This is a genomic window from Nocardiopsis listeri (genome assembly GCF_020741345.1).
GTDB lineage: Bacteria > Actinomycetota > Actinomycetes > Streptosporangiales > Streptosporangiaceae > Nocardiopsis > Nocardiopsis listeri_A.
Map to the genome: position 1 here is coordinate 1 of NZ_DYZD01000421.1, position 26,277 is coordinate 26,277.

Consider the following 26,277-nt stretch of genomic DNA (forward strand, 5'->3'; position numbering starts at 1 on the left):
TCTGGGAGCGGGAGATCACCCCGGTGACCCTGCCCGACGGCACTGTCGTCAGCACCGACGACGGCATCCGCCGCGGCACCACCTACGAGAAGGTCTCGCAGCTCAAGCCGGTCTTCCGCCCCGACGGCAGCGTCACCGCCGGCAACGCCTGCCCGCTCAACGACGGCGCCTCCGCGCTCGTCATCATGAGCGACACCAAGGCCAAGCAGTTGGGTCTGACCCCGCTGGCCCGGATCGTCTCCACCGGCGTGACCGGCCTGAGCCCGGAGATCATGGGCCTGGGCCCGGTCGAGGCCTCCAAGCAGGCCCTGGCCCGCGCCAACATGGCGATCGGTGACATCGACCTGGTCGAGATCAACGAGGCCTTCGCCGCCCAGGTGCTGCCCTCGGCCGACCGGCTGGGCATCGACATCGACTCCCGGCTCAACGTCAACGGCGGCGCCATCGCCGTGGGCCACCCGTTCGGCAGCACCGGCGCGCGCATCACCGGCACGCTGATCAACGGTCTGCAGTTCCACGACAAGACGTTCGGTCTGGAGACCATGTGCGTCGGCGGCGGCCAAGGCATGGCGGCCGTCTTCGAGCGTCTCAGCTGATCGGTCTCGCCCCGACGATCGTGTGGGCCCCGGACCGGATCGGTCCGGGGCCCTTCGCGTCGCCCGGACCGACGAAAGAACGCGGACAGGGCGAAGGCCCCTCCTGGTTCGGCCGTTCAACACTTCCAGGGAAACGTTCCCGCTCCGGCAAGGTAAAAGCCGGCGACCAGGTCTTGTCCGAACCGTGAACCTGATGCATGGTCGCAGGTGAGTGCCACACGCCCAACGCACTGCGGAGGTGCCTATGTCGGTTGCCCACTCGCCGGAGATCCACGCAAAGCTCATCGAACGCATCCCGGTCGTGACAGGCCGCGGACTCCACGAGTGGTTCGACTCGCTCGACAAGGGACCGGGCCTGCTGCGCCCCTTGGACCGGTCACACTGGCTCGCCGACGAGTACGACCTCACCCACGGCTACGCCCGGGCCATCGTCACCGAGTACGACCGACGCCGAAGGAACCGGACCATCCCGGCACCGCGCCGCGAGGGTTCCTGACACAGGGAACGGCGAACGAGAACGGGCCGCCCCGAAGCGACTTCGGGGCGGCCCGTCCGTGCGGGAGGACCGAGCACTAGTCGGCGAACATCGTCTTGATGATCCACAGCAGACGCAGGATCTCGATGTACAGCCAGACCAGGGAGACGGTCAGACCGAAGGCGAACTGCCAGGCGAACCTGTTCGGGATGCCGGCGGCGACGCCCTCCTCGATGCCACGGAACTCGATGGCCAGGGTCAGGGCGGCCAGCACGACGAACACGATGCCCACGCCCAGGCCCAGCCAGGTGGGACCGCGCAGGCCCATGCCACCGGCGATGAAGAAGCTGAGCACGAAGTTGACCAGCATCAGCGCCGCGGCGCCCATGACGGCGTAGGAGACGGCCTTGACGAAGCCGTCGGTCACCTTGATGATGCGGAACCTGTACAGCGCCAGCATCACGGCGAAGACCGCGACCGTGCCGATCACGGCCTGGGAGACCAGGGAGGCGCCCTGGGACGGGTCGTTGAGGGTGACCGAGAGGGTCGCGCCGAGGAAGGCGGACAGGCCACCGACCAGCAGGCCCTCCAGCGCCGCGTAGCTCAGGATCGCGACCGGGTTGGTGATCTGCTTGAACGCGATCACCAGGCCCAGCACGAGGCCACCGAGCATGCCCACGAACATGAGCGCCATGCCCAGGCCCGTGTTGCTCATGAAGAGGAAGTAGTTGACGACGCCGAACAGCGCGACCGTGCCCAGGGTCATACCCGTGCGCACGACCACGTCGTCGATGGTCATCGGCTGGTCGCCGACCGGCTGCTGCGGGTATCCCGCCTGGGGGTGACCCTGCTGGACATAGCCCTGCTGGGGGTAGCCCTGCTGCGGGTACGGCTGTCCGTACCCCGGCTGCCCATAGCCCTGCTGTCCGTAGCCCTGACCGGGCCCGGACTGCTGTTGTAGCGCCCGCTTGAGGACGGGGTTGGAACTGCGCATCCGCATGTCTAGTAAAGGCCTTTCACGCGTGGATTGCTGCCCACAAAGTAACGTACGGGCCTCTGTCCGGGTTCCGGGGAAAGGTCACCGTTGGGAAACGGCGACGGCCCACACCGTGGGGTACCGGGGCGGGCCGACGACACGAGCGCGTTCTTCGCGGTCGCTCAGTTGCGCGTGATCAGCGAACGCGCGAAGAAGAGCATGTTGGCGGGACGCTCCGCCAGACGACGCATGTAGTAGCCGTACCACTCGTCGCCGTAGGGCACGTACACGCGCATGCGCTTGCCCTCGGCGGCCAGACGCACCTGCTCGGTGTCACGGATGCCGTACAGCATCTGGTACTCGTGGTCGTCCGCGCCGCGGCCGTTGGTGGCGGCCAGCTCGCCGGCGATGGCGATCATGCGCGGGTCGTGCGAGGCGACCATCGGGTAGCCCTCGCCCTCCATGAGGACGCGCAGGGCCCGCACGTACGCCTTGTCGACCTCCTGCTTGTCCCGGTAGGCCACGGACTCGGGCTCGTCGTAGGCGCCCTTGCACAGACGCACCCGGGAACCGGCACCGCTCAGGTCCCGGCAGTCGGCCACGGTACGACGCAGGTAGGCCTGGAGCACCGCGCCCACGAACGGGAAGTCCTCGCGCAGCTCGCGCAGGATGCCCAGCGTGGAGTCGACGGTGGTGTGGTCCTCCATGTCGAGGGTGACCGTGGTGCCGATCGCCTTCGCGGCCTCGGCGATCCTGCGCGCGTTCTCCAGCGCGATCTTCTCGCCGTCCGCGTTCAGGAACCGACCGACGGCCGACAGCTTGACCGAGACCTCGGCGCGATCGCCCAGCCCGGCCTCGCCGAGGGCGGCGAGCAGGTCCTGGTAGGCCTCGACCGTGGCGGTGGCCTGGGACAGGTCGGTGGTGTCCTCGCCGAGGAAGTCCAGGGTGATGTAGCGGTCCTCGGCCAACTCGTGGACGGCCGGCAGGGCCTCTTCCCGAGTGGCTCCCGCGACGAAGCGGGTGACCATGGCCCGGGTCATGGGCGTGCGCTCGACGATCTTGCGGCAGGTCGCGGACCTGGCGGCGAGCAGCAGGGGTTTACGAAGCATGGTGACCTCGAAGAAGACGTGCGCGAACCGGTCGCGGTCGGCGCGGACGAAGCACGGCCGGTTACCCGGCCGCACCGATGGATTCCTCGGGGGGCGTGGATGGGGCGCGCACCTCCTCAGGACGGAGGAGGAGGTGCGCGCCCTGGGCACTACCCCTGGTGGGGGTAGGAGGAGACCGTCGGCGCGACGAACGTCTCCTTGATGGCACGCGGGCTGGCCCAACGGGACAGGTTCTGCGCCGAACCCGCCTTGTCGTTGGTGCCGGAGGCGCGACCGCCGCCGAAGGGCTGCTGACCGACGATGGAACCGGTCGGGCGGTCGTTGATGTAGAAGTTGCCGGCGGCGAAGCGCAGGGCCTCGGTCGCCTTGGCCACGGCCGCGCGGTCGGTGGCCAGGATGGCGCCGGTCAGGGCGTAGGCCGAACCCTCGTCGACGACCTTGAGGATCTCGTCGAACTCGTCGTCCTCGTAGACGTGGACGGCGACGATCGGACCGAAGTACTCGGTGCGGAAGACGTCGTTGCCCGGGTCGGTGCCCTCGATGATGGTCGGGCGGACGAAGTAGCCGACCGAGTCGTCGGCGGTGCCGCCGGCGATGATGTTCAGGGTCGGGTCGGACTTGGCGTCCTCCAGGACCTTGGCCAGCTTGTCGAAGGAGCGGCGGTCGATGACGGCGCCCATGAAGTTCGACAGGTCCGTGACGTCGCCCATGGTCAGGGCCTCGGTCTCGGCGACCAGGTCGTCGCGCATCTTCTCCCACACCGAACGCGCGACGAAGGCGCGGGAGGCGGCGGAGCACTTCTGGCCCTGGTACTCGAACGCGCCGCGGACGATGGCGGTGCGCAGCACCTCCGGGTCTGCGGAGGAGTGGGCGACGATGAAGTCCTTGCCACCGGTCTCGCCCACGATGCGCGGGTAGGAGCGGTAGGCGGAGATGTTCTCGCCGACGCTCTTCCACAGGTGCTGGAAGGTCTTGGTGGACCCGGTGAAGTGCACACCGGCCAGCTCGGGGTCGTTGAGGGCGACGTCGGAGACGGCCAGACCGTCACCGGTGACCATGTTGATGACGCCCGGGGGCATGCCGGCCTCCTCCAGGAGGCGCATGGTCAGCTCGGCGGCGAACTGCTGGGTCGGGGAGGGCTTCCACACCACCACGTTGCCCATCAGGGCCGGGGCGGTGGGCAGGTTGCCGGCGATGGCGGTGAAGTTGAAGGGGGTGATCGCGTAGACGAACCCCTCCAGCGGACGCTGCTCCATCCGGTTCCACACGCCCTTGACGCTCAGCGGCTGCTGCTCGATGAGCCCGCGGGCGTAGGAGACGTTGAAGCGCCAGAAGTCGATGAGCTCACAGGCCGCGTCGATCTCCGCCTGCTGGACGGTCTTCGACTGGCCGAGCATGGTGGCGGCGTTGATGGTGGCGCGCCAGGGGCCGGCGAGCAGTTCGGCGGCGCGCAGGATGATGGCGGCGCGGTCGTCGAAGGACATCGCGCGCCAGGCGGGAGCGGCGGCCCTCGCCGCGGCGATCGCGTCGCGGGCGTCATCCTGGGTGGCGTTGCGCATCGTGCCCAGGACGGACGCGTGCTTGTGCGGCTGAACGGCGTCGATGGGCTCGCCACCGCCCATGCGGCTCTCGCCGTTGATGCGCATGGGAAGGTCGATGCTCTCGCGGCCGAGTTCCTCGAGCCTGGCCTCGAGCTCGGTGCGCTCGGGGCTACCCGGAGCGTAGGAGAGAACGGGTTCGTTCACCGGCAGCGGGACGTTGGTCACGGCGTCCATGGGGCACCTCCCTGGAAAGAATGTCCCTGAACGAGCAGGGTTGGGCTGATTCAACGGTCTCAGAGCGTGGACGTCCATACCTTGTGGGACGGGCCACTCTTTGCAAGTCCTATTTGTCCGGTAGAACAAACCAGGACACTCTCGTGTTCGACTCCCCCGGCACCGCGAAGCAGCGACTCCAGTAGTGTCATGCCCCGAACACCCCCGGGAAGGAAACACGTCATGCCTGTTCAAAAGGGTCAGGATGGGGAAGTCGAGGAGGGCGTCGCGTTGCGCGCGCTGTTGCTCGCCCTCGGCGACCCGGTGGTCGACGTGGCCGCGGCCCCTCACGGGCTCGATGTTCAGGTGGACAAGGTCGTGATCCTCGATCCCGAAGACCGCGTGGAGGCCCGGGAGGGCGACCTCGTGCTGCTGATCGGGGTGCGCGGTTCCCGGGCCCGGAGCATGGTGCGCACGCTCGCCGAACAGGGAGCGGCGGCGGTCGCGGTCAAGACCGGGGTCCACGCGCAGCCACAGGAGGTACTACCGCCGCCGACCGAGCAACGGTCGGAGCGCGCCCGGCGTTCGGCAGAGGAGGCGCGGGCCCTGCGGACCGAGGCCCAGGAGGCCGGGATCGCGTTGTTGACGGTGCGCCCCGAGGTGCGGTGGGACCAGTTGCAGTCGGTGTGCCAGAACATCGTGGACGACGCCCGGGTGACCGCCACCGAGGACCTTCCGGAGGCGGGTGGCGACCTGTTCTCCATGGCGCAGACCATCGCGCACCTCACCGGCGGGTTGGTGAGCATCGAGGACGCCGCGAGTCGGGTGCTGGCCTACTCCAGTGGCGCCGAGGTGGACGAGTTGCGTCGGCTGTCGGTGTTGGGTCGACAGGGACCCGAGTCGTACCTGGCGTTGCTGCGCGAATGGGGCGTGTTCGCCAAGCTGCGTTCGGGGGAGGAGGTCGTGCGCGTCGAGGAGCACCCCGAACTGGGGATTCGGCGCCGGTTGGCGGTGGGCATCCACGCGGGGCGCCGACCCTTGGGCTCGATCTGGGTGCAGGAGGGGTCCAAGCCCCTGGCCGCGCACGCGGAGGAGGCGCTGTTGGGCGCGGCCCGCACCACCGCGCTGCACATGATCCGCCAGCGCACCCAGACCAGCGCCGGACTACGGCTGCGCGAGGACCTGCTGTCGAGCCTGTTGGAGGGGAGCATCGACGCGAGCGCTCTGACCGACACCGTCGAGGTGCACACCGACCGGGCCGCGCTGGTGATCGCGTTCTCACCGCGTCGAGGCTCGGGGACGGAGGACGTCGAGGGCCGGACCGGCGAACGCACCGATCGACCCGAACGGGAGCTGCGCCGACGCCGGCTCATCGACCTGGTGTCGGTGCACACCGCCGCCTACCGACGTGGTTCCCTGACCACCGCACTGGACGGGCGGGTGTACGTCCTGTTGCCCGACCTGGCCCGCGGCCGCGAGGGGTGGCGCGGGGTGGAGCAGTCGGTGGTGGCCCTGGCCCGAAGGACGGTGGCGGCGGCACGCGCGGCGCTCGGCCTTCGGGTACAGGCGGCGGTGGGTTCGCTGGTGGAGAGGTTGGCAGACGTGCCCGAGTCACGGGCCGAGGCCGACCGGGTCCTGGACGCCATGGACCGTGACCTGGACCGGGACGACGACTGGGAGGTGGCGACCATCTCCGACGTGCGCTCGCAGGTGCTGGTCAGCGAGACCCTGGCGCACCTTCGGGCGGATCCGTCGCTGCGGGATCCGCGGGTGAGTCGACTCGTGGAGCACGACCGCGCCGGGGGCGCCGACCTGGTGCACTCGTTGCTGGCCTACCTGGAGGCGTTCGGGGACGCCCGCTCCGCCGCCGAACGGCTGCACGTCCACCCGAACACACTGCGCTACCGGGTGCGGCGCGCGACCGCGGTGAGCGGGATCGACCTGTCCGACCCCGGAGAGCGGTTGTTCACCTGGCTCCAGCTGCTGATGGAACAGCATGATCCGGGCAGATGAGCGAGCTCGGAAGTACCCTCGGTCGGACTCGAACCGACACTTGTGACCCTTTTAGGGGGCCTGCCTCTACCATTGGGCTACGAGGGCGACTCCATCATACCGGCCGGGCCGATTGCCCACTTTGGTTCTGCTTGGCCGGAAGGGGACAGGAAACGGCCGGGTTCCAGCGGAACCCGGCCGTTTCCCGTGTGATCGTCGCGCGCGTCAGCTCACCCGACGCAGCCGACCGTCCTCGACCTGCGGGCGGCTGGCCGCCTCGAAGGCCTGACGGGGCTCCGCCATCTCGGGAAGCGCGGCGAAGTCGCGCTTGAGGAAGAGGGCGAGCGTCCAGTCGGAGAGCACCCGCAGCTTGCGGTTGAAGGTCGGAACCGCGAGCAGGTGGTAGGCACGGTGCGCGTACCAGGCCAGGCGACCGTTCAGCTTGATCTTGCCGAACAGCTGGGCCGCGCCCTTGTGCACGCCCAGACCGGCGACGGCGCCGAGGTTGTCGTGCTTGTAGGCCTTCAGGTCGGTGCCGCGCAGGGTCGCGATGACGTTGTCGGCGAGCACCGGGGCCTGACGGACCGCGTTCTGGGCGTTGGGCGGGTAGTAGCCGCCCTTGCCGTCGGGCACCTGGGCGTTGTCGCCACCGGCGAAGACGTTGTCGGTGCCGTTCACGGTCAGGTACTCGGTGGTGTCGACGTGACCCTTGGGGCCCAGGGGCAGGTCACTGGCGGACACGACCGGGCTGGGCTTGACGCCCGCGGTCCACACCAGGGTGCCGGCGTCGAACTCGGTACCGTCGCTGAGCTTGATGTGCTGGTCGACGGCCGACTCCAGGAACGTGCTGAGACGCACGTCGATGTCGCGGCGACGGAGCTGGTTGAGGGCCTTGGCGCCGACCTCGGGTCCGACCTCGGGCAGGATCTTGTCCGCGGCCTCGATGAGGTAGAAGTCGACCTCGCTCTGCTCGATCGAGGGGTGCACGCGCACGGCGTCGCGGACCATGTCCTCCAGCTCGGCGATGGCCTCGGCGCCGGCGAAACCGCCACCGACGAAGACGAAGTTGAGCGCCTTGGCGCGCACGTCCTTGTCCTCGGTGGAGTCGGCGATGGCGAGCTGGTTGAGAACGTGGTTGCGCAGGTAGGCGGCCTCTTCGACGGTCTTGATGCCGATACCCCACTCCGCGAGCCCGGGGATGGGCAGCGTGCGGGAGACGGCACCGGCGGCCATGACCAGGTGGTCGTAGGCCATCGTCTGGGGTTCACCGACGTTGGGCTCGTAGCGGATCGTGTTCTCGGCGCTGTCGATGCGCACGACGCGGCCGCTGAGGACGCGCACTCGGTCGAAGACCTTGCGCAGCGGCACCACGACGTTGCGCGGGGAGATACTGCCGGCGGCCGTCTCGGGCAGGAAGGGCTGGTAGGTCATGTAGGAATTGGGGTCGATGACGGTGATGCGCGCCTCACCGGCCCCCAACTTCTTCTCCAGCCGCCTCGCGGTGTACATCCCGAGGTAACCGCCCCCGACGATGAGGATGTGCGGGATCTCCGCCTCGTCCCCGCCGCCGTGCACCAGCCGGTAGTTCCTGCTCTCGGTCATCGCATTTCCGCCCTAACGGTTATTCCTGTGGCGCCCTTGCCTCAAGGGCCGCAAAGCCTGTCACGGTCTTCGGCCCCCGACCAGGTGCGGTCGGGCCGGTCTCCGAGCCGTGGCTTCCCACCTTCGACTCTTGTGGAAGCTGCTTGTGCATTCTTTCACAAGCAGCCATCCGCAGGAAGGTTCACATCCGCCTACCTTCACACCACCCCGCGGCATATGCGAGGGATGTCTTCGCAGGTCAGATGGGTTGTGAATGCATTCACAAGAGGCCTACGGGTGACACGTCTCACCCAAGGTCCCGGGTCGTACCTCCCGGAAGTCCCTCCGGTTCCGCCCGAAGTTCCCTTTCCAGGAGGTTACGCCTCGATGTATCGGCCTTTACGACCGGCCTCCCCGAGTCGGGTCCGTTCAGGACCCCTCCCCTGCGGCGATGAGGCTCCAGGCCACACCGTCCAGGATGTCGTGCTCGCTCGCGGTGAAGTGATCGGCGCCCGTACGCGCCAGCACGCGGGACAGCACCAGGGCGCCCGCCCCGATGACGTCGACGCGACCGGGGTGCATGACCCCGATCTCCGCGCGCTCGGAGTGCGTGGAACGCAGCAGCTCACCGGTGATGCGCTCCAGTTCCGCCGTGGAGACCCGCGTGTGGTGGATGCGCTCGGAGTCGTACTCGGGAAGGTCCAGGGAGATCCCGGCCACCGTCGTCGCGGTCCCGGCCACGCACACCACCGAACCGGTCTCTGCCAGCGGGACGACCTTCTCCACCTCGTCCAGGGCCGCCTCGATGTCGGCCGTGGCCGCCTGGACCTGCTCGTCGGACGGCGGGTCCGAGCGCAGGTGCCGCTCGCTCATGCGCACGCAGCCGATGTTCACCGACAGGGACTCCCGGACCAGCTCGTCGTCGTCGCCCAGGCCGCCCAGCACGAACTCGGTGGAGCCACCGCCGATGTCGACGACCAGGAAGGGCGGGGCGAAGTCCCCGTTGCTCCCGCCGTCGGCCGCCTCGGCGTCCAGCTCGGCCGTGGCCCCGACGAAGGACAGCTCGGCCTCCTCCAGGCCGGTGACCACCTCGGGCTCCACACCGATGATCTCGCGGACCCCGTCCACGAACACCTGACGGTTGCTCGCGTCCCGGGTGGCGCTGGTGGCGACCATGCGCACCGTGTCCGGGCCCGGTTCGATGCCGTGCGCCTCGATCGCCTCGGCGTACCCGCGCAGCGCGTCGAAGGTGCGCTCCAGCGCCTCCTCGGAGAACGCGCCGGTCTCGTCCACGCCCTCACCCAGACGCACGATCTCCATGCGCCGGTCGGCGTCGACCACCTGGACCTCGTCACCGTCCAGGGAGACGACGTCGGCGATCAACAGCCTGATCGAATTGGTTCCGCAGTCGATCGCGGCGACACCGCTCATGAAGCGTCCGTCCCTTCAGCGCCCTCGGGGGCGTTCTCGTCCACGCACACACACGGGCCCCGGTCCCACCAGTCGGGGAGTTCCTCCAGCGCCTCGGCGCCGATGGGGTTGACCCCCGGGGAGGCGAGCTCGTGCCCGACCAGGGCGTGCAGGCACTTGACCCGTGTGGGCATCCCACCGGTGCTCTGCATGCCCTCGGGCAGCGGCTCCACACCGTCCAGGCGGGCCTGTTCGGAACGCTCGGCGACGTAGGACTCGTGGGCCTTGGTGTAGGCCTCCTGGAGGTCGGGCTCCTCGCCCAGACGCTCCTGCATCCGGCGCATCGCGCCGTCGCCCTCCAGCCGACCGATCGCCGAGGCGGCGCGCGGACAGGTCAGGTAGTACAACGTCGGGAAGGGGGTGCCGTCTTCCAGGCGGGGGGCGGTCTTCACCACGTCGGGCAGTCCGCACGGGCAGCGGTGCGCGACGGCGCGGACCCCGCGAGGCGGGCGACCCAACTGGAGTTCGATCGCGGCGAGGTCGCGCTCGGAGGCGGGACCGCCATCGGTATGCCCCGGAACGGGCTGATCTGCGGAAGTCATGACGCAACCAGCATAGGCGCACCCGAGCCTGGTCAAAGCCCGTCGTCGGGCCGGTCGGCCTCCTCCACCGAACGCCACAGCTCGGTGAACCAGGGGTCACGGGGCTCGGAGGGGTCGACCCGCTCCTCGTCCTCGGAGTCGGGACGGATGACGATGTAGGCGATCTCGTCCGGGTACTGGTAGTGCAGGCGGGCGCGTGCCTCACGCTCCACGTAGGCGTCCTCGTTCAACGCCTCCTCGCGCTCGCGCAGCTCCTCGACGTTGGCCTCCATGCGGGCCCTTTCGTCCTGCAACTGGGCGATCTGGGCGCGCTGCATGACGTACTCGCGGAGCGGATAGGCCAGGCTCAGCGCGATCACGATCACCACGAGGGCCAGGATCGCGGCCCGGCTGGTGAGCATGGGCCGCACCCGACGGGTGCGGCCCGCGCTCGTGGCCTTGGTGGCCTTGGCCTTCGTGCCCGCTCTGGTGGCAGCACCCTTCCGCGGCTTGTCGGCTTTGGCCGACTTCCGGGCCTTTGTGGGTTGCTGCTGCGTTTCGCGGGGCACTGGGGCAGACTAGCCGCGCTCGGCGAACCTCGGGAAGGCCGACACGCCCGCGTACACGGCGGCGTCGTCGAGTCCCTCCTCGATGCGCAGCAGCTGGTTGTACTTGGCGACCCGCTCGCTGCGCGCCGGGGCACCGGTCTTGATCTGGCCGGCGTTGGTGGCCACCGCGATGTCGGCGATGGTGGTGTCCTCGGTCTCGCCGGAACGGTGGCTGATCATCGCCGTGTAACCGCTGCGCTGGGCGAGGGACACCGCGTCCAGGGTCTCGGTCAGGGTGCCGATCTGGTTGACCTTCACCAGCAGCGAGTTGGCGGTGTCGGCGTCGATGCCGCGCTGGAGCCGCTCGGGGTTGGTGACGAACAGGTCGTCGCCGACCAGCTGGACCTTGGTGCCGAGCCGCTCGGTGAGCTTCTTCCAGCCGTCCCAGTCCTCCTCGTCGAGGGGGTCCTCGATGGAGACCAGCGGGTAGGCGTCGACGAGCTCCGCGTAGTAGGCGGCCATCTCCTCGGAGGTGCGGGACTTGCCCTCGAAGGTGTACACACCGTCGGAGAACAGCTCGCTGGCGGCCACGTCCAGCGCCAGGGCGATGTCGGAGCCGACCTTGTAACCGGCCTTCTCGATCGCCTCGACGATGAGGTCCAGGGCGGCGCGGTTGCTGTCCAGGTTCGGGGCGAAGCCGCCCTCGTCGCCGACGCCGGTGCCCAGGCCGTGGGCCTTGAGGACCGACTTCAGGGAGTGGTAGACCTCGGTGCCCCATCGCACGGCCTCGGAGAAGGTCGACGCGCCGATCGGCGCGACCATGAACTCCTGGATGTCGACGTTGCTGTCGGCGTGCGCGCCACCGTTGAGGATGTTCATCATCGGCACGGGCAGCACGTGCGCGTTGGGACCACCGATGTAGCGGTACAACGGCAGGCCGGCCTCCTTGGCGGCGGCCTTGGCCACGGCCAGGGAGGTGCCCAGGATGGCGTTGGCGCCGATCCGGGACTTGTCCGGGGTGCCGTCCAGGTCGATGAGCGCGCGGTCGATGGTGCGCTGATCGTCCGGGGTGTGGCCGAGCAGTTCCTCGGCGATCTCGTCGTTGACCGCGGTGACGGCCTTGGTCACGCCCTTACCGCCATAGCGGTCGCCGCCGTCGCGCAGCTCGACCGCCTCGAACCGTCCGGTGGAGGCACCGCTGGGGACACCTGCGCGGGCGATGATCCCGTCGTCGAGCAGAACCTCGACCTCGACTGTCGGGTTTCCCCGGGAGTCAAGGATCTCCCGCGCCTGTACTGACTCGATGGACGCCACGATCTCTCCGTCTCTTCGGTGTCTGGGCCAACTCTTTCCGGCCCGGACACGAGACTAGCGACCCGGACCCCCATCGGTGGAGTCCCCCCGGCCGGATTGGTCTAGTCCATATGCGAGAAGCCGGCCTCCAGTGCGGCGAGCGCGATCTCCACAGCGGCCTCCCTGTGGCGTTCGGCGTCCCCGGGGGCCATCAGGACGGCGATGTCCTGGATTCCGCCGAGGGCGATCACCGCGCCCATGCGCGCGGGCGTTTTCGGCTCCTCACCCACCAACGCCACGTCGAGCTTGAGCCGCCAGTCGACGATCCGACCCACCAGTCCGCTCTCCCCCAGCGACCCGAGGTCGTTGAGCAGGGCGAGCAGGAGGGCGCTGTGGCGCACACACAGGTCGAAGTAGTCACCCAGGAGTGCCCGCGGATCGACGGAGTCGCCGGAATGGCCCTCGAGCAGTTCCTCGGCGTCGTCGAGCAGGGGCCGCACCAGCGCCCGGAGCAGCTCGTCCTTGGATCGGTAGTGGTAGTAGAGCGCCGCCTTGGTGATGTCGAGGCGCTCGGCGATCTCCCGCAGGCTCGTCTTCTCGTAGCCCTTTCGACCGAACAACTCCAGGGCCACCGCCCTGATCTCGGTCTTTGTATCGCTCCGCTCCCTGGGCACCCCGGCTCGCTCCCGTCCGTCGTGATCGGTCCGCCGAGTCTATCCCGAACCTGCCGACCGGTAAGTTACTTGACGCACGGTAAGTAGCCGCTTAGCGTGAGAACTCCACGACACAAGGAGCTCTGACGGCCCCATGACCGCCGTTCGAACCGTCCTCGTCTCCGGAGCGAGCATCGCCGGGCCCGCGCTGGCCCACTGGCTCCACCACCACGGAATCAGCGTCACCGTCGTCGAGAAGGCCCCTGAGCCCCGGCCCGGCGGTTACGCCATCGACCTGCGCGGCAAGGCCATCGACGTGGTCGATCGCATGGGTCACCTACCCCGGATCCGCGCTCGGACCACCGAGATGGACCACCTCGCCATGGTCGACACGAACGGGCGTCGACGCGTCGGTCTGCACACCGGTCTGATCTCCGACGAGGATCGCTCGTTGGAGATCCTGCGCGGCGACCTGGTGAGGATCCTGCACGAACCCACCACCGAGTACGCCGAGTACCTCTACGGCGACACCATCACCGGCATCGAACAGGACGACGACGGGGCCCACGTCACCTTCGCCGACGCGGCACCGCGCACCTTCGACCTGGTCGTCGGGGCCGACGGTCTGCACTCGAACACGAGAGGACTCGTCTTCGGGGCGGAGGATCCCCTGGCCCGCTTCCTCGGCGCCTACATCAGCATCTTCACCATCCCCGACCACGTCGGGCTGGACCGTGAGGCGCTGCTGTACAACACCCCCGGCAGGCTCACCGGCATGTACCGGACCCCGCGGGCCGAGGGGGCCAAGGCGATCCTGGGCATGCACGTGCCCCGCCCCCTCGGGGTGGAGCGCCTCTCCCCCGACGAACAGCGCGGGTTCCTACGGAGCGTGTTCACCGGCAACGGGTGGGAGAGCGACAGGATCCTGGACGCCATGGAGAGCAGTGAGGACTTCTACTTCGACTCCATCACCCAGATCCGGATGGACCGCTGGTCACGAGGTCGGGTCACCCTGCTGGGCGACGCCGGGTACTGCCCCTCTCCACTGTCCGGCCAGGGCAGCTCCCTCGCGGTGGTCGGCGCCTACACTCTGGCCCGGGAGCTGGGGCGGCACACGGACGTGACCCGGGCCCTGGCCGCCTACGAGGACCGGATGCGCCCCTTCGTACAGGTCAACCAGGACATCGCCGACAGCGGTATGCGCTTCCTTGCGCCCAAGACCCGCTTCGGTATCGCGTCCCGGGACCTGGTCATGCGCGCGGCTCCGCTGTTCAAGACCCTGGGAACGTTCACCGGGAAACTGGACCGGGCTTCGGAGGCCTTCGAGCTGGATCACACTCCGGTCGGGTCCGAAAGGTGAGGACCTCCCGGTTCCGGGTGGTTCGAACGGACCCGCCCGGAACCGGCCCCGCTCCTCGAACCGGGAGTTCACCGGCTTATAGTTCGAACCGTGGCCGACCCTCAGAGCTCACCCGCTGACGGCACACTGCGTCCGGTCCGCCGACGGCGGTCCGAACTCGGGCTGCTCCTGATCGCCCTCACGACCACCACCGCAGGCCTGACGTCGGCCTCCCTCGCCATCACCGGCGGAATCGACCCCAGCGTGTTCGCCTACGTGGCGGCCGTCGGCGCCGGGGCGCTGGGCGTGCACCTCCTGGTGCGATTGGTCGCCCCCTACGCCGACCCCGTCCTGCTCCCGGTGGCCACGACGCTGAGCGGGATCGGCCTGACCATGATCTGGGCGCTGCAGATGTCGCGCACCGGTGGGGAGGAGCACGCCGAGGCCGACCGGCAACTGCTGTGGACCCTGGTCGGGCTGGGGCTGTGCGCGGCCACCATGGTGCTGGCCCGCCGGCCCCGCAGGCTGGCCCTGTACACCTATCTGATCGCGTTGGGCGCGCTCGTCCTGCTCCTGCTGCCGCTGTCTCCGCTGGGACACGAGGTGCTGGGCGCGCGCCGATGGATCATGATCGGCCCGTTCACCATGCAGCCCTCGGAGTTCGCCAAGGTACTGCTGGTCGTCTTCCTCGCCTCCTACCTGGGCAGGCAACGTGAGGTCCTGGCCACGGTGACCCGCACCTTCCGGATCGGCGGGGTGAAGGTGTTCAGCGCCCCGCGCGCCCGCGACCTGGCGCCCATGGGGCTGGGCTGGGGCATGGCGATCCTGCTGTTGGTGGGCACCAAGGACCTGGGCACCTCGCTGCTGCTGTTCGGAACGTTCCTGGCGGTGCTCTACGCCGCCACGGCGCGCAAGTCCTGGGTGCTCATCGGCCTGGTGGCCTTCACCGGCGGCGCGTACCTGGCGTACCTGTTGTTCGGGCACGTGCAGAACCGGGTGCGGATCTGGCTGAACGCCTTCGACGACGAGGTCTACAACGCGCCCGGCGGCAGCTTCCAGGTGGTGGAGGGCCTGATCGCCCTGGCTTACGGCGGGCTGCTCGGCACCGGTTTCCACGACGGGCGAGCCCAGGAGATCTTCGCCGCCGACAGCGACCTGATCCTGGTGTCGGTGGGCGAGAAGCTCGGGTTCACCGGCCTCCTCGCCGTGCTGTTCCTGCTGTTCCTGTTCGCTCAGCGGGCGTTCCGCATCGCTTTGGGCAGCCGTGACGTGTTCCTGAAGCTGACCGCGCTGGGCTGCGGGTTCCTGACCGCGTTCGACGTGTTCATCGTCCTGGGCGGCGCCACCCGCCTCATCCCGCTGACCGGCATGACCACACCGTTCCTGTCGGCGGGCGGGTCGGCGCTGATGGCCAACTGGGTCATCGTGGGTCTGTTGTCGACCATCGGCGACGCCGCGCGTCGGCCTCAGGAGACGTTCAGTGAGGGGCTGGCTCCGAGCGACCCCTCCACCGAGGTGATCGACGTACGTTCGCCACCGAGGGGGATCAGGCGGTCAGGAACGTGATGCACAGGGACGCAACGACGATGCCGAAGAACATCACCACCGCCGTGTAGCCCAGGATCTTCCCGGCCCGCAGCCTGGTCAGGGCCAGCAACGGCAACGCCCAGAAGGGCTGGATCCCGTTGGTGAGCTGGTCGCCCATGGCCACCGCCATCACACCGACCCCGGGTTCGATGCCCAGGGACTCGGTGGCGCCGATGACCACAGGCCCCTGTACCGCCCACTGGCCCCCGCCCGAGGGCACCGCGAGGTTGACCAGGCAGGCGCTGATGAGCGCCCAGAACGGATAGGTGAACGGGGTGGAGAAGTCGATGAACCACTGGGTCACGATCTGCAACAGTCCCGAGCTGTCCATGATGCCCATGATTCCGGCGTAGAACGGGAACTGGATGATGACCGCCGAGGCGTTCTTGGCGCCCTCGGCCGCGGCGGCGGAGTAGCCCGCCAGGGTGCCGTGCAGGCCCAGCCCCGCCATGAGGAACGTGAAGTTGAGCAGGTTGATGTCCATGCCCACGATGCCGTCGCGCAACAGTGCGGGCAGCAGGTGCACCAGGCCGACCGCGACCACCACGTAGACCAGGATCCGGCTGTGCATGAGGCGCTGGGCCGCCGAGAGCGCCCCCTGCTCGATCCTGGTGGGCACCCCGCCGGAGGAGCCCCCGCCGAGGGGGCCGTCGTCACCCGTCTCCCCGATCTCCTCGCTCTCGTCGGCCTTGGGGGTCATGCTCATCAGCAGCAACGGGGCACCGATCAGCATCACCGCGAGGAAGACCAGGTTGAACGGCTGGAAGATGGTCTCGCTGAGGGGGATCAGCCCGATCCGGTCCTCCAGGAAGTGACCCGGGGTGTTGACCAACAGCGGCGCCGAACCGGACAGACCGCTGTGCCAGACCATCAGGCCGACGTATCCGCTCGCCGCCAGCAGCGGGAAGTGCACCTTGATCCCGCGCTCCTTGCAGGACCGGGCCACCTCCACGGCCAGCAGGGCCCCGGCGATGAGGCCGAGGCCCCAGTGGACGATGCCGAGCAGGGCCGCGCCAAGGGCGGTGATGGCCACCGCCGACAACGGCCCCCTGGCACGACCCGCCGACCAGGCGATGCCGCGCCTGGCCGGCGGAGAGGACGCCAGGGCGTAACCGGTGACCAGCACCAGCGTCATCTGCATGCCGAACTCGAGCAGGTTCCAGAACCCGCCGTACCAGTCCCCGACCAACTCGATCGGGGTGCGTTCGGTCAGGAACAACGCCATGCCGAACACGAGCGCGGACAGGATGATCGCGAAGACGAAGGCGTCCGGCACCCAGCGGGTGCTGAACGCCGCGAGGGCGTTGCCGAAACGGCGCATGGCGCTCCACTCTCAGAAGGGGAACCCGAGGTCGGGAGCACTGTGTCCGACGTCACACACCGGCGTCAATGCCGTCTGGAGAGGTTTGAGGGTCCTTGAGGTTACTCGTCGGTTTTCGACCAGTAACCGTGCCACTCCTCAACGCTCAACCCGCGCGGCTCACGACCGTCGGCGCGCGCCGCGGCCTCCGCGGCCCGGACCCTGGCGTCGAACCGGCGGGCGGCCAGACGCAGATCCGTCTCCGGGTCCCGTCCCTGGTCGCGTTCGGCCGCCACGGCCGCGAACAACCCGCCGCCCTCGGCCCCGTCGTCGCCCACCAGGTCGGCGGGGAAGCCGTTGCGCACCGCACGCTTTTGCAGCTCGTAGGCGAGCAGCACCGCCGGCTGGGCGAACGGCACCCCGTCCAGCACCGAGACCTCGCCGGAGCCACCCTTGGCCTTGGCCTTCTCCGCGCGCTCGGCCGCCTTGATGGCCTCCCAGTTGGACCACACCTCGTCGGTGCCCGACACCTCCACGCCACCGAACACGTGCGGGTGGCGGCGGGTCATCTTGTCGATGATGGCGTCGGCGACGTCGTCCACGGTGAACCGCGCCGGGTCCCCCTCGGGCCTCTCGGCACCGATCGCCGCGTGGAAGACCACCTGCAGCAGCACGTCGCCGAGTTCCTCGCGCAGCAGCGCGTGGTCTCCCTCCTCGATCGTCTCCAAGGTCTCGTAGGACTCCTGGATGAGGTACTTGGCCAGGGACTCGTGCGTCTGGGAGCCGTCCCACGGGCACTCCCGGCGCAGCGTCTCCATCACCTCGACCAGGCGCAGTACCCGGTGTCCGGGGGGCCGGACGTCTTCTGTCATCTATTCCTCACTCATGTGCCGGTCCAGGACGGGGATCCAGCCGCCCTCGCGCAGGGCGTCCATCACCGCGGCCACGGACTCGGCCGGGTCGGAGTCCACGGTGTCGACCACCAGATCGGCGTCGGTCGGCACCTCGTAGGGGTCGGAGATCCCGGTGAACTCGGGGATCTCCCCGGCGCGCGCCTTGGCGTAAAGACCCTTGCGGTCACGCTCCTCGCACACCTCCAACGGGGTGGCCACGTGCACCAGGAAGAAGTCGCCGAACTCCTCCACCATCGCACGCACCTCCGCCCGTCCGGCCTCATAGGGAGCGATCGGCGCGCACACCGCGACCCCGCCATGGCGGGTGATCTCCGAGGCCACGTAACCGATCCGACGGATGTTGAGCTCCCGGTCCCGCCGGGAGAACGTCAACCCCTTGGACAGCATCCGGCGCACCACGTCGCCGTCGAGCAGAGTCACCGAGCGCCCCGCCCTCCGGATTCCGTCGGACACCCCGCGGGCGATGGTGGACTTGCCCGACCCCGACAGACCGGTGAACAACAGGGTGACGCCGCGCCTGGTACGGGCGGGCCGCAGCCGGGCCAGCTCCGCGCCGACCCGGGCCGGGGTGAACCACGCGGGCAGCTCACGACCGTGCGCAAGCTCCGACTCCACCTCGTCGTCGGAGGGCTCCGCGAGCACCCGCGCCGGGTCCACGTGCGTCAACGGCTTCCACAGCGCCTCGTCGGAGTCGTACCGCCACGGCTCGGGGTCCAGGACCGTCAGCGGTGGACGCAACGCCATCACCCGCTCGATCTCCGGTCCGTGTCCGCCCGACTCGGCCAGCATGTGGGTGGCTCCATAGGCGGCGGCCACGTGCGCGGCCAAGGCCGTGTCCCGTTCGCTCCACGCACCACCGACCGCACCGGCGGCGCGCGACCGCGAGCGGGGCAGGGTCACGACCACGAACGAGCTGCGCGGAGGCAACAGGGGTTCGGCGGCCAACACCGCGGTGGCGAGCCCCTCCTCCTCCAAAGGCGCGTCGACCACCACGATCACCTCGGCCCGTTCACCGTCGCGCGCCAACGCGTCGGCCTCGGCCCGGATCTGGTGCAGCGCCCGGTGGTGCAGTGGACGGTCGGTGACCACCGCGAGCAGCGACCGGTCCTCGGCCCCTTCGAGTTCGCTCTGGGCCCGCACCTCCGCCGGGGTGGCTCGCAGCTCGCGCAACACCCCGTACGTCGCCGGACGAAGCATCGTGACGTCACCGGCCAGGCGGTGGACACCCCCGTCCTCCCAGTGCTCGCGCACCTCCAGCCCGGCCAACGGCGCGCCCTCGAGGTCGGTGAGCGTGAGCGCCTTCTCATCGGCCAGCTCCTCGGGGACCTCCAAGGTGACCGGAACCGGCCACGGCCGGCCGTCGGGCAGCCGCCCACTGCGTGAGACCGACTCCACCTCGTCCCGGGTCATGAAACCCGGAAACGGGTACGCCCCGCTGAGGATGAGCTCCAAGTGGGCGAGCCCATCCGGACCTGGGGCGAAGACCGGGGCTTTCGAGCTCCCGTGTCTGTGGACACTCACCACGCGCATCCTCCCTCTGCCATGGCCGCGATCCCACCCAGCGTAGTCCGGCACCCTCCACCGACACGGCGCTGAGGTGCTCGAACCGGGAAGAGTCCGAGCTCATCGGGTGTTGCGAACAAAGAAGGCCGAAGACGGCCGGACCCGCGCACCCGTCCCGCGCGCCACCGGCGAACTGGATAAGCTGAGCGGAGCACGGGTGGTGCACACCCACCCGATCCACGGCCGCCCGACTCACGTGCGGCCCGATCGTGCCTGGACGGATCCACTCAGGGGACCCGTGGCCGTGACCGTCTCCGCCACCGCACGTACCTCTCCACTTTCTGGTGCTATGAGCCTCATTGGACTTCTCGCCGACGTCTCCCGGGACCCGGCACTGCACAGCGCGATCGAGACCGCCCGCGGCGGCCGCGATCCCCATCTCGACCTCGTCGCCCCGGCGGCCCTGCGCCCCTTCATGGTGGGCGCCCTGGCCGCCGACGCGCCGGTGGGCGCCCAACGACCGGTGCTCGCCATCACCGCGACCGAACGTGAGGCCGCCGACCTGACCGACGCCCTGGGCTCACTGCTGCCCGCGGACTCGGTCGCTCTCTTTCCCGCGTGGGAGACGCTCCCGCACGAGCGGCTCTCCCCACGTTCGGACACCGTCGGCCGGCGCCTGGCGGTCCTGCGACGATTGGCCCACCCCGACCCCTCGGACCCGCTCACCACACCCCTTCGGGTGGTCGTGGCACCGGTCCGCAGCGTCCTGCAACCACTGGTCGCCGGTCTGGGCGACCTCGAACCGGTGCGTATCCGGACCGGCGACGAGGTCCCCATGGAGGAGGTCGTCACCTCCCTGACCAACACCGGCTACGCCCGCGTGGACCTGGTCGAGAAGCGCGGTGACATGGCCGTGCGCGGCGGCATCCTCGACGTCTTCCCGCCCACCGAGGAACACCCGCTCCGGCTGGAGTTCTGGGGCGACACCGTCGAGGACATCCGCTACTTCCAGGTCGCCGACCAACGATCCATCACCCCCGGGGAAGAGGGCGCGGGTCCCGGCCACGGCGCCGTCTCCGGACTGTTCGCGCCGCCCTGCCGGGAACTGCTGCTCACCGACACCGTCCGCGAACGCGCACGCGCCCTGGCCGAAGAACACCCCTCCCTGGCGGAGATCCTCACCAAGATCGCCGACGGCGTGGCCGTGGAGGGCATGGAGGCGTTCGCGCCCGTGCTCGCCGAGAGCATGGAACCGTTCTTCACCTACATGCCGAAGAACGCCATGGTGGTGGGCTGCGACCCCGAGCGCATCCGCACCCGCGCCCTGGAACTGGAGGCCACCAGCGCCGAGTTCCTGGACGCGTCCTGGATCAACGCCGCCTCAGGCGGAGAGGCCCCCATCGACCTGGGCGAGTCGGCGTACATGTCGATCTCCGACCTGCGCACCATCGCCGACGAACGGGAACTGCCCTGGTGGGGTCTGACCCCGTTCGCCGCCGACGAGGAACGCACCGCCGAGGAGGACGACGCGGTGATGGTGGGCGCGGTGCCCGCCGACAGCTACCGCGGCGACACCGAGCGCGCCCTGGCCGACATCAAGGGCTGGCTGCACGACAACTGGAGCGTCGTGCTGGTCACCCAGGGACAGGGGCCGGCCGAACGACTCGTCGCGATGCTGCGCGACGCCGGGCTGGGCGCGACCCTGACCGGCGATTTGGTCGAGGCTCCCAAGGAGGCCATCGCCACCGTCACCACCGGCCTGGTCGACCACGGTTTCCTGCTGCGGTCGGTGCGCACGGTGGTGCTCACCGAGACCGACCTGGTGGGGCAGAAGTCCTCCACCCGGGACATGCGACGCATGCCCAGTCGACGCAAGGGCACCGTCGACCCGCTCCAGCTCAAGCCCGGCGACCACGTCGTGCACGAACAGCACGGCGTGGGCCGCTACCTGGAGATGGTCAGCCGCCAGATCCAGGGCGCCACCCGCGAATACCTGCTCATCGAGTACGCGCCCTCCAAGCGAGGACAACCCGGTGACCGCCTGTTCGTGCCCACCGAACAGCTCGGCGAGGTCACCCGGTACGTGGGTGGCGAGGCGCCCACGCTGTCCAAGATGGGCGGCGCCGAGTGGAGCAAGGCCAAGAGCCGGGCCCGCAAGGTCGTCCGGGAGATCGCCGGCGACCTCATCCGCCTGTACTCGGCACGTCAGGCCTCCCCCGGGCACGCGTTCGGTCAGGACACCCCCTGGCAGCGCGAGCTTGAGGACGCCTTCCCCTACGTGGAGACGCCCGACCAGCTGGCCGCCATCGACGAGGTCAAGAAGGACATGGGCAAGTCGGTCCCGATGGACCGACTGATCTGCGGCGACGTCGGCTACGGCAAGACCGAGGTCGCGGTGCGCGCCGCGTTCAAGGCGGTCCAGGACGGCAAGCAGGTCGCCGTGCTGGTACCCACCACCCTGCTGGTCCAGCAGCACATGTCCACGTTCACCGAGCGTTACGCGTCCTTCCCCGTCACGGTCAAGCCGATGTCGCGCTTCCAGACCGACGGCGAGGTGGAGCTGACCCGCGAGGGACTGCGCAGCGGCGAGGTCGACGTGGTCATCGGCACCCACCGCCTGCTGTCGCAGGAGACCCGGTTCAAGGACCTCGGACTGGTCATCATCGACGAGGAGCAGCGCTTCGGCGTCGAGCACAAGGAGTCCCTCAAGCGGCTGCGCACCCAGGTGGACGTGCTGGCCATGTCGGCCACTCCCATCCCGCGCACCCTGGAGATGGGTCTGACCGGCATCCGCGAGATGACCACCATCCTCACCCCGCCCGAGGAACGCCACCCGGTGCTCACCTTCGTGGGCCCCTACGAGGACAAACAGATCACCGCGGCGATCCGGCGCGAACTGATGCGCGAGGGCCAGGTGTTCTTCGTGCACAACCGGGTCGCGTCCATCGACAAGGTGGCCGCGTCCATCCAACGTCTGGTGCCCGAGGCCCGGGTGGCCTACGCGCACGGCCAGATGAACGAGCAGCAGCTCGAACGGGTCATGGTGGACTTCTGGGAGAAGAACTTCGACGTTCTGGTCTCCACGACCATCGTCGAGTCCGGCCTGGACGTGCCCAACGCCAACACCCTCATCATCGACCGCGCCGACACCTACGGGCTCTCCCAGCTGCATCAGCTGCGCGGCCGGGTGGGTCGTGGCCGTGAACGCGCCTACGCCTACTTCCTGTACCCGCCGGAGAAGCCGCTCAGCGAGACCGCCTACGAGCGGTTGGCGACGGTGGCCCAGCACACCGAGACGGGCGCCGGCATGTACGTGGCGATGAAGGACCTGGAGATCCGCGGCGCCGGCAACATCCTGGGCGCCGAACAGTCCGGGACCATCGCGGGCGTGGGCTTCGACCTGTACGTGCGCATGGTCGGTGAGGCCGTCGCCGAGCTCAAGGGCGACCCCACCGCCGCCGAAGAGGTCGAGACCAAGGTCGAACTGCCCATCAACGCGCACATCCCGCACGACTACGTGCCGGGTGAACGGCTGCGGTTGCAGTCCTACAAGCGCATCGCGAGCGTGTCCGACGAGGCCGACATCCTCGCCGCCTACGAGGAGCTCACCGACCGCTACGGCACCCCGCCGGAGCCGGTGGACAACCTCATGGCCGTGGCCCGGTTCCGGGTGCTGGCCAAGTCCGCGGGGCTGGCCGACGTGGTCATGCAGGGCAACCAGATCCGGTTCTCTCCGGTGGAACTGCGCGAGTCCCAGACGCTGAGGCTGCGCCGCATGTATCCCAGGTCCATCCACAAGGAGGCCGCCAAGACGCTCCTGGTTCCGGTCCCCAAGGCCGGCGGAATGGGCGGCAGAGCACTGCGCGACCTGGAACTGCTCAAGTGGTGCAGCGACCTGGTGAACGCCATCTTCGAACCGGACAAGCGCCGGGTCCAGGTCAAGGACGACTAGCCGGGCGGACCCGCGGACGGCGGAACGCAAGAGTGCGGAGGGGAGGACCCCCGACAGGGGTCATCTGTTCGCCGCCGCGGTCGCACTCGTCGCCCTGTGCGGCCCCCTCGGAACCGGGCGGCGGGCAGGGCGGCCACCACACGAGCTAGTTCCGCTGGTCGAGTTCCTCCGAAGAGGCCTCGTAGGTGATGCCGTACAGCTCCTCCTCGGAGACCTCCTCTTCCACGTCACCGCCGCGCCGCCACCACGACCGCGCCTCCTTCTCCGCACGCCGCTGTTCGCGCAACTCCCTGCGCGCCTCCTTGCGCGCCCGCCTCTCGGTGGCGCGGTCGGCACGACGGGCCTTGCGGACCCTCTTCAACTCCTCGCGACGTTCGGCGATGGTGGGTTCGGTGCCCTCGGTGCCCTCGGTGGCCTCCGGCTCCTCCTCGCGGGGTCGCAACGGGGTGACCGTCGCCAGCCCCTTGCCGCTGGGCACGTCCTCGGGCAACTCCACCACCGGCATCGACGGTTCGGGAGACCGTTCGGCCCTGGCCTCCTCCCGGCGGGCGACCACCGTGCGGTTCAGCTTGCGCGCGTACCACCAGTTGGCGATCCACGCCGCCACCGCCGCGGCCACCCCCACCTCCAGGGCGGCCACCAAGCCCACCTGCCAGGCCGAAGGACCCACCTCGGCCAGGCGCTGAGTGCCCAACGAGCCACCGGCGGCACCGGCCAGAGCCGCGCACAGGATCCCCGTGGTCACCCCGCACACGAACCCCCACAGCGGAGCGGCCTCACTCACCACGTCCGGGGCGTGACGTTGGGTCACCACACCGCCGAGCGCCCCCGCCACGAACGGCACCGCCAAGGCGGCCAACGACAACACCGGGGCCGCACCGTTGGTCGGCAACGCGGCGAGCATCGGCAGCGAGGGCAGCGCCCCCACCGAAACACCCGTCGGAGCCACCAGCGTCTCGGTGCCCACCGCGAACCCCGGGCCGAGCGCGTAACAGACCGCGAAGACCACGGCGTTGGGCAGGTAGGCCAGCTGGACGATGAACAACAACACCCCGCCGATCAGGCCGGGGGCGAGGGAGGCGGTGATCGCCAACACCTCGTCGAAACTCATCGCCAACGCCACCAGGAACAGCAGCAACCCACCGGCGAGCAGGGTCCCCGAGGACACCAGCATCCCCACCAGGAGCGAGCGGCTACGGGCCGGCATCAGGTCGAGCAGGTCGCCCGCGGCAACGCCCTTGTCCTTCATGAGCTGGCGCAGCACACCCAGGCCACCGGCCAGGAACGCGATCACGAACCCCATCAGCAGGGCACGCGGCATGCTCGGCTCCACGGCGTCCGTGTGCGCCAACAACGCGAGCGTGCCCGCGATCGCCGCGTAGGGACCCGCGATGGCCAGGGCCGCCCGGTGCACGTGCCGCAGCCGTTCGATCTCGCAGTTGCGGGCCAACCATCGACCGAACCGGTACAGCAGCATTCCGGGCAACAGCACCAGCCCCATCGGCAGCAGACTGATCTGCCCCTCAAGGATGGTGAAGGACACGTGGTGGCCCACCAACCAGGCCAGGACGGCGCTGCGCAGCAGGTCGGCGATGTCCTCGCCGAAGGTGTCGTGCGGGGCCGCCACCCAACCCGCCATGGTGAAGGTGACGATCACCGCCAAGCCGATACCGGCGGCCGACGCGGCGGCGATCCCGCCGGTGGAGTAGACCGGGCGGGGCGCACCCGGGGCCGTGGAGGCCTCGGACGCGGCGACGGACTTCGACGGGCGTCCTCTGTCGGGGGGTGATGCTGGCGTACTCACCCGACTTATGCTGCCAGGGACCGGAATGCTCCGCGGCATCCGGCTCGCGCGTGTCGTATCCGCGTCGGTACCCGGGAACGGGGAACGAACGAGATACGTCGTAAGATCATGAGCCCTCTCCCCGCCCGAAGGACGGTCATGTCAGAGCCCGACCCGGACCACTCCTACCGTCTCTCGGACTCCGAACGCGACGAGGCCCTCGAACACCTGCGCACGGCGTTGCAGGACGGGCGGCTCGACCTGAACGAACACGAACGGCGCACGAACGAGACCCTGCACGCGGTCACCAACACCGACCTGGTCCCGCTCTTCGAGGATCTGCCCCGCGCGCTCCGCCCCAGCGCCATCGACGGGCCGAAGGAGAGGCCCGAGTCCCTCGTGCCCCGCCCCGATGGCGACGTGGCGAAGGCCGAGGAGGCGAAGGACAAGAAGAGCGGACCCAACGTCAACGGGATGGTCATCTGGGGCGGCGTCATCTTCGTCATCTGGGGGATCCCCGCCATCGCCTACGGGGGTGCGGGCTCCCTCATCGGATGGCTGATCTTCCTGATGCTGTTCATGGTGCCCGCGGTCACCGTCGCGACCGTCCAGGGGATCCGTAAGAGGTCGGACAGGCCGCCCGAGATCGAGGAGTAGGCCCCGCACACGAAACGGCTCCGCCCCACCGACCGGGAAACCCGGTGGCGGGGCGGAGCCGTCGATTCTTCGAGAAGACCTAGAAGAGCTCGCGAGCCAGCTCGGCGGTCTCGGTCGGAGTCTTGCCGACCTTGACGCCCGCGGCCTCGAGGGCCTCCTTCTTGGCTGCGGCCGTACCGGAGGAGCCGGAGACGATGGCGCCGGCGTGGCCCATGGTCTTGCCCTCCGGGGCGGTGAAGCCCGCGACGTAGCCGACGACCGGCTTGGTCACGTT

Annotated in this window: 20 protein-coding genes, 1 tRNA gene and 1 pseudogene; 7 read left to right on the forward strand and 15 right to left on the reverse strand. The window is 69.4% G+C overall.

The window, feature by feature from the left end; translation table 11 throughout:
- Positions 1 to 596, forward strand: a 596-nt coding sequence (locus K8V84_RS22665; protein ID WP_304078499.1) for an acetyl-CoA C-acyltransferase, incomplete at its 5' end; no start/stop codon positions are given.
- Between the two features lie 244 nt (positions 597 to 840).
- A complete protein-coding gene (locus tag K8V84_RS22670) occupies positions 841 to 1,092 on the forward strand; it encodes a DUF4287 domain-containing protein (protein ID WP_304078502.1) in 252 nt (83 codons plus the stop codon).
- Between the two features lie 76 nt (positions 1,093 to 1,168).
- Here K8V84_RS22670 and K8V84_RS22675 read toward each other — a convergent pair whose 3' ends face one another.
- The 3 genes from K8V84_RS22675 to pruA all read right to left on the reverse strand — a co-directional run bounded on the left by K8V84_RS22675 (position 1,169) and on the right by pruA (position 4,931).
- Positions 1,169 to 2,071, reverse strand: coding sequence for a Bax inhibitor-1/YccA family protein (locus tag K8V84_RS22675; RefSeq protein ID WP_304078504.1), 903 nt, complete (start codon positions 2,069 to 2,071; stop codon positions 1,169 to 1,171).
- Positions 2,072 to 2,229: 158 nt separating this feature from the next.
- A complete protein-coding gene (locus K8V84_RS22680) occupies positions 2,230 to 3,156 on the reverse strand; it encodes a proline dehydrogenase family protein (RefSeq protein WP_304078529.1) in 927 nt (308 codons plus the stop codon).
- Between the two features lie 149 nt (positions 3,157 to 3,305).
- Positions 3,306 to 4,931, reverse strand: coding sequence for an L-glutamate gamma-semialdehyde dehydrogenase (gene pruA / locus K8V84_RS22685; RefSeq protein ID WP_304078506.1), 1,626 nt, complete (start codon positions 4,929 to 4,931; stop codon positions 3,306 to 3,308).
- A gap of 222 nt (positions 4,932 to 5,153) precedes the next feature.
- Here pruA and K8V84_RS22690 point away from each other — a divergent pair, with 222 nt between their 5' ends.
- Entirely contained in the window at positions 5,154 to 6,923 is a 1,770-nt protein-coding gene (locus K8V84_RS22690; RefSeq protein WP_304078508.1) for a PucR family transcriptional regulator, read from the forward strand.
- Between the two features lie 13 nt (positions 6,924 to 6,936).
- Here the strand turns inward: K8V84_RS22690 and K8V84_RS22695 are convergent.
- From K8V84_RS22695 to K8V84_RS22725, 7 genes are all read right to left on the reverse strand, one after another.
- A tRNA-Leu gene (locus K8V84_RS22695) sits at positions 6,937 to 7,010 on the reverse strand.
- Positions 7,011 to 7,127: 117 nt separating this feature from the next.
- On the reverse strand, positions 7,128 to 8,504 hold the full coding sequence (locus tag K8V84_RS22700) for an NAD(P)/FAD-dependent oxidoreductase (protein ID WP_304078509.1): 1,377 nt from the start codon (positions 8,502 to 8,504) through the stop codon (positions 7,128 to 7,130).
- Positions 8,505 to 8,912: 408 nt separating this feature from the next.
- Positions 8,913 to 9,914, reverse strand: coding sequence for a Ppx/GppA phosphatase family protein (locus tag K8V84_RS22705; protein WP_304078510.1), 1,002 nt, complete (start codon positions 9,912 to 9,914; stop codon positions 8,913 to 8,915).
- A complete protein-coding gene (locus K8V84_RS22710) occupies positions 9,911 to 10,495 on the reverse strand; it encodes a DUF501 domain-containing protein (RefSeq protein WP_304078511.1) in 585 nt (194 codons plus the stop codon). The genes K8V84_RS22705 and K8V84_RS22710 overlap by 4 nt, the downstream gene beginning before the upstream one ends.
- Before the next feature lie 32 nt (positions 10,496 to 10,527).
- Positions 10,528 to 10,896 (reverse strand): septum formation initiator family protein, encoded by a 369-nt coding sequence (locus tag K8V84_RS22715; RefSeq protein WP_304078513.1) that lies wholly within the window; start codon positions 10,894 to 10,896, stop codon positions 10,528 to 10,530.
- Positions 10,897 to 11,052: 156 nt separating this feature from the next.
- The gene (eno, locus tag K8V84_RS22720; protein WP_304078514.1) at positions 11,053 to 12,336 is read right to left on the reverse strand and encodes a phosphopyruvate hydratase; all 1,284 of its coding nucleotides are present in this window, start codon (positions 12,334 to 12,336) and stop codon (positions 11,053 to 11,055) included.
- A 101-nt stretch (positions 12,337 to 12,437) separates the two neighbouring features.
- Positions 12,438 to 12,989, reverse strand: coding sequence for a TetR/AcrR family transcriptional regulator (locus K8V84_RS22725; RefSeq protein ID WP_304078516.1), 552 nt, complete (start codon positions 12,987 to 12,989; stop codon positions 12,438 to 12,440).
- A 133-nt stretch (positions 12,990 to 13,122) separates the two neighbouring features.
- On the opposite strand from K8V84_RS22725, the gene K8V84_RS22730 reads away from it, so the two are divergent.
- Entirely contained in the window at positions 13,123 to 14,328 is a 1,206-nt protein-coding gene (locus K8V84_RS22730; protein ID WP_304078517.1) for an FAD-dependent monooxygenase, read from the forward strand.
- Between the two features lie 90 nt (positions 14,329 to 14,418).
- A complete protein-coding gene (locus K8V84_RS22735) occupies positions 14,419 to 15,873 on the forward strand; it encodes an FtsW/RodA/SpoVE family cell cycle protein (protein ID WP_304078519.1) in 1,455 nt (484 codons plus the stop codon).
- Here K8V84_RS22735 and K8V84_RS22740 read toward each other — a convergent pair.
- The 3 genes from K8V84_RS22740 to cysC form a co-directional block, all read right to left on the reverse strand.
- The gene (locus tag K8V84_RS22740; RefSeq protein ID WP_304078521.1) at positions 15,854 to 17,215 is read right to left on the reverse strand and encodes a short-chain fatty acid transporter; all 1,362 of its coding nucleotides are present in this window, start codon (positions 17,213 to 17,215) and stop codon (positions 15,854 to 15,856) included. The genes K8V84_RS22735 and K8V84_RS22740 overlap by 20 nt on opposite strands.
- A gap of 101 nt (positions 17,216 to 17,316) precedes the next feature.
- The gene (locus tag K8V84_RS22745; protein WP_304078523.1) at positions 17,317 to 18,066 is read right to left on the reverse strand and encodes a MazG family protein; all 750 of its coding nucleotides are present in this window, start codon (positions 18,064 to 18,066) and stop codon (positions 17,317 to 17,319) included.
- Positions 18,067 to 19,638 (reverse strand): adenylyl-sulfate kinase, encoded by a 1,572-nt coding sequence (gene cysC, locus K8V84_RS22750; protein ID WP_304078525.1) that lies wholly within the window; start codon positions 19,636 to 19,638, stop codon positions 18,067 to 18,069.
- Between the two features lie 322 nt (positions 19,639 to 19,960).
- Between cysC and mfd the strand changes: the two genes are divergently transcribed.
- The gene (gene mfd / locus K8V84_RS22755) at positions 19,961 to 23,563 is read left to right on the forward strand and encodes a transcription-repair coupling factor (protein ID WP_304078526.1); all 3,603 of its coding nucleotides are present in this window, start codon (positions 19,961 to 19,963) and stop codon (positions 23,561 to 23,563) included.
- Positions 23,564 to 23,708: 145 nt separating this feature from the next.
- Here the strand turns inward: mfd and K8V84_RS22760 are convergent, their stop codons facing one another.
- On the reverse strand, positions 23,709 to 25,367 hold the full coding sequence (locus tag K8V84_RS22760) for a DUF6350 family protein (protein WP_304078527.1): 1,659 nt from the start codon (positions 25,365 to 25,367) through the stop codon (positions 23,709 to 23,711).
- Between the two features lie 138 nt (positions 25,368 to 25,505).
- Between K8V84_RS22760 and K8V84_RS22765 the strand changes: the two genes are divergently transcribed.
- Positions 25,506 to 26,003 carry a DUF1707 domain-containing protein gene (locus K8V84_RS22765; protein WP_304078528.1) on the forward strand — a complete coding sequence of 166 codons (498 nt, stop codon included), beginning with the start codon at positions 25,506 to 25,508 and terminating at the stop codon, positions 26,001 to 26,003.
- Between the two features lie 79 nt (positions 26,004 to 26,082).
- Here the strand turns inward: K8V84_RS22765 and K8V84_RS22770 are convergent.
- Positions 26,083 to 26,277 (reverse strand): annotated as a pseudogene (locus tag K8V84_RS22770) (succinate--CoA ligase subunit alpha); the annotation flags it as partial.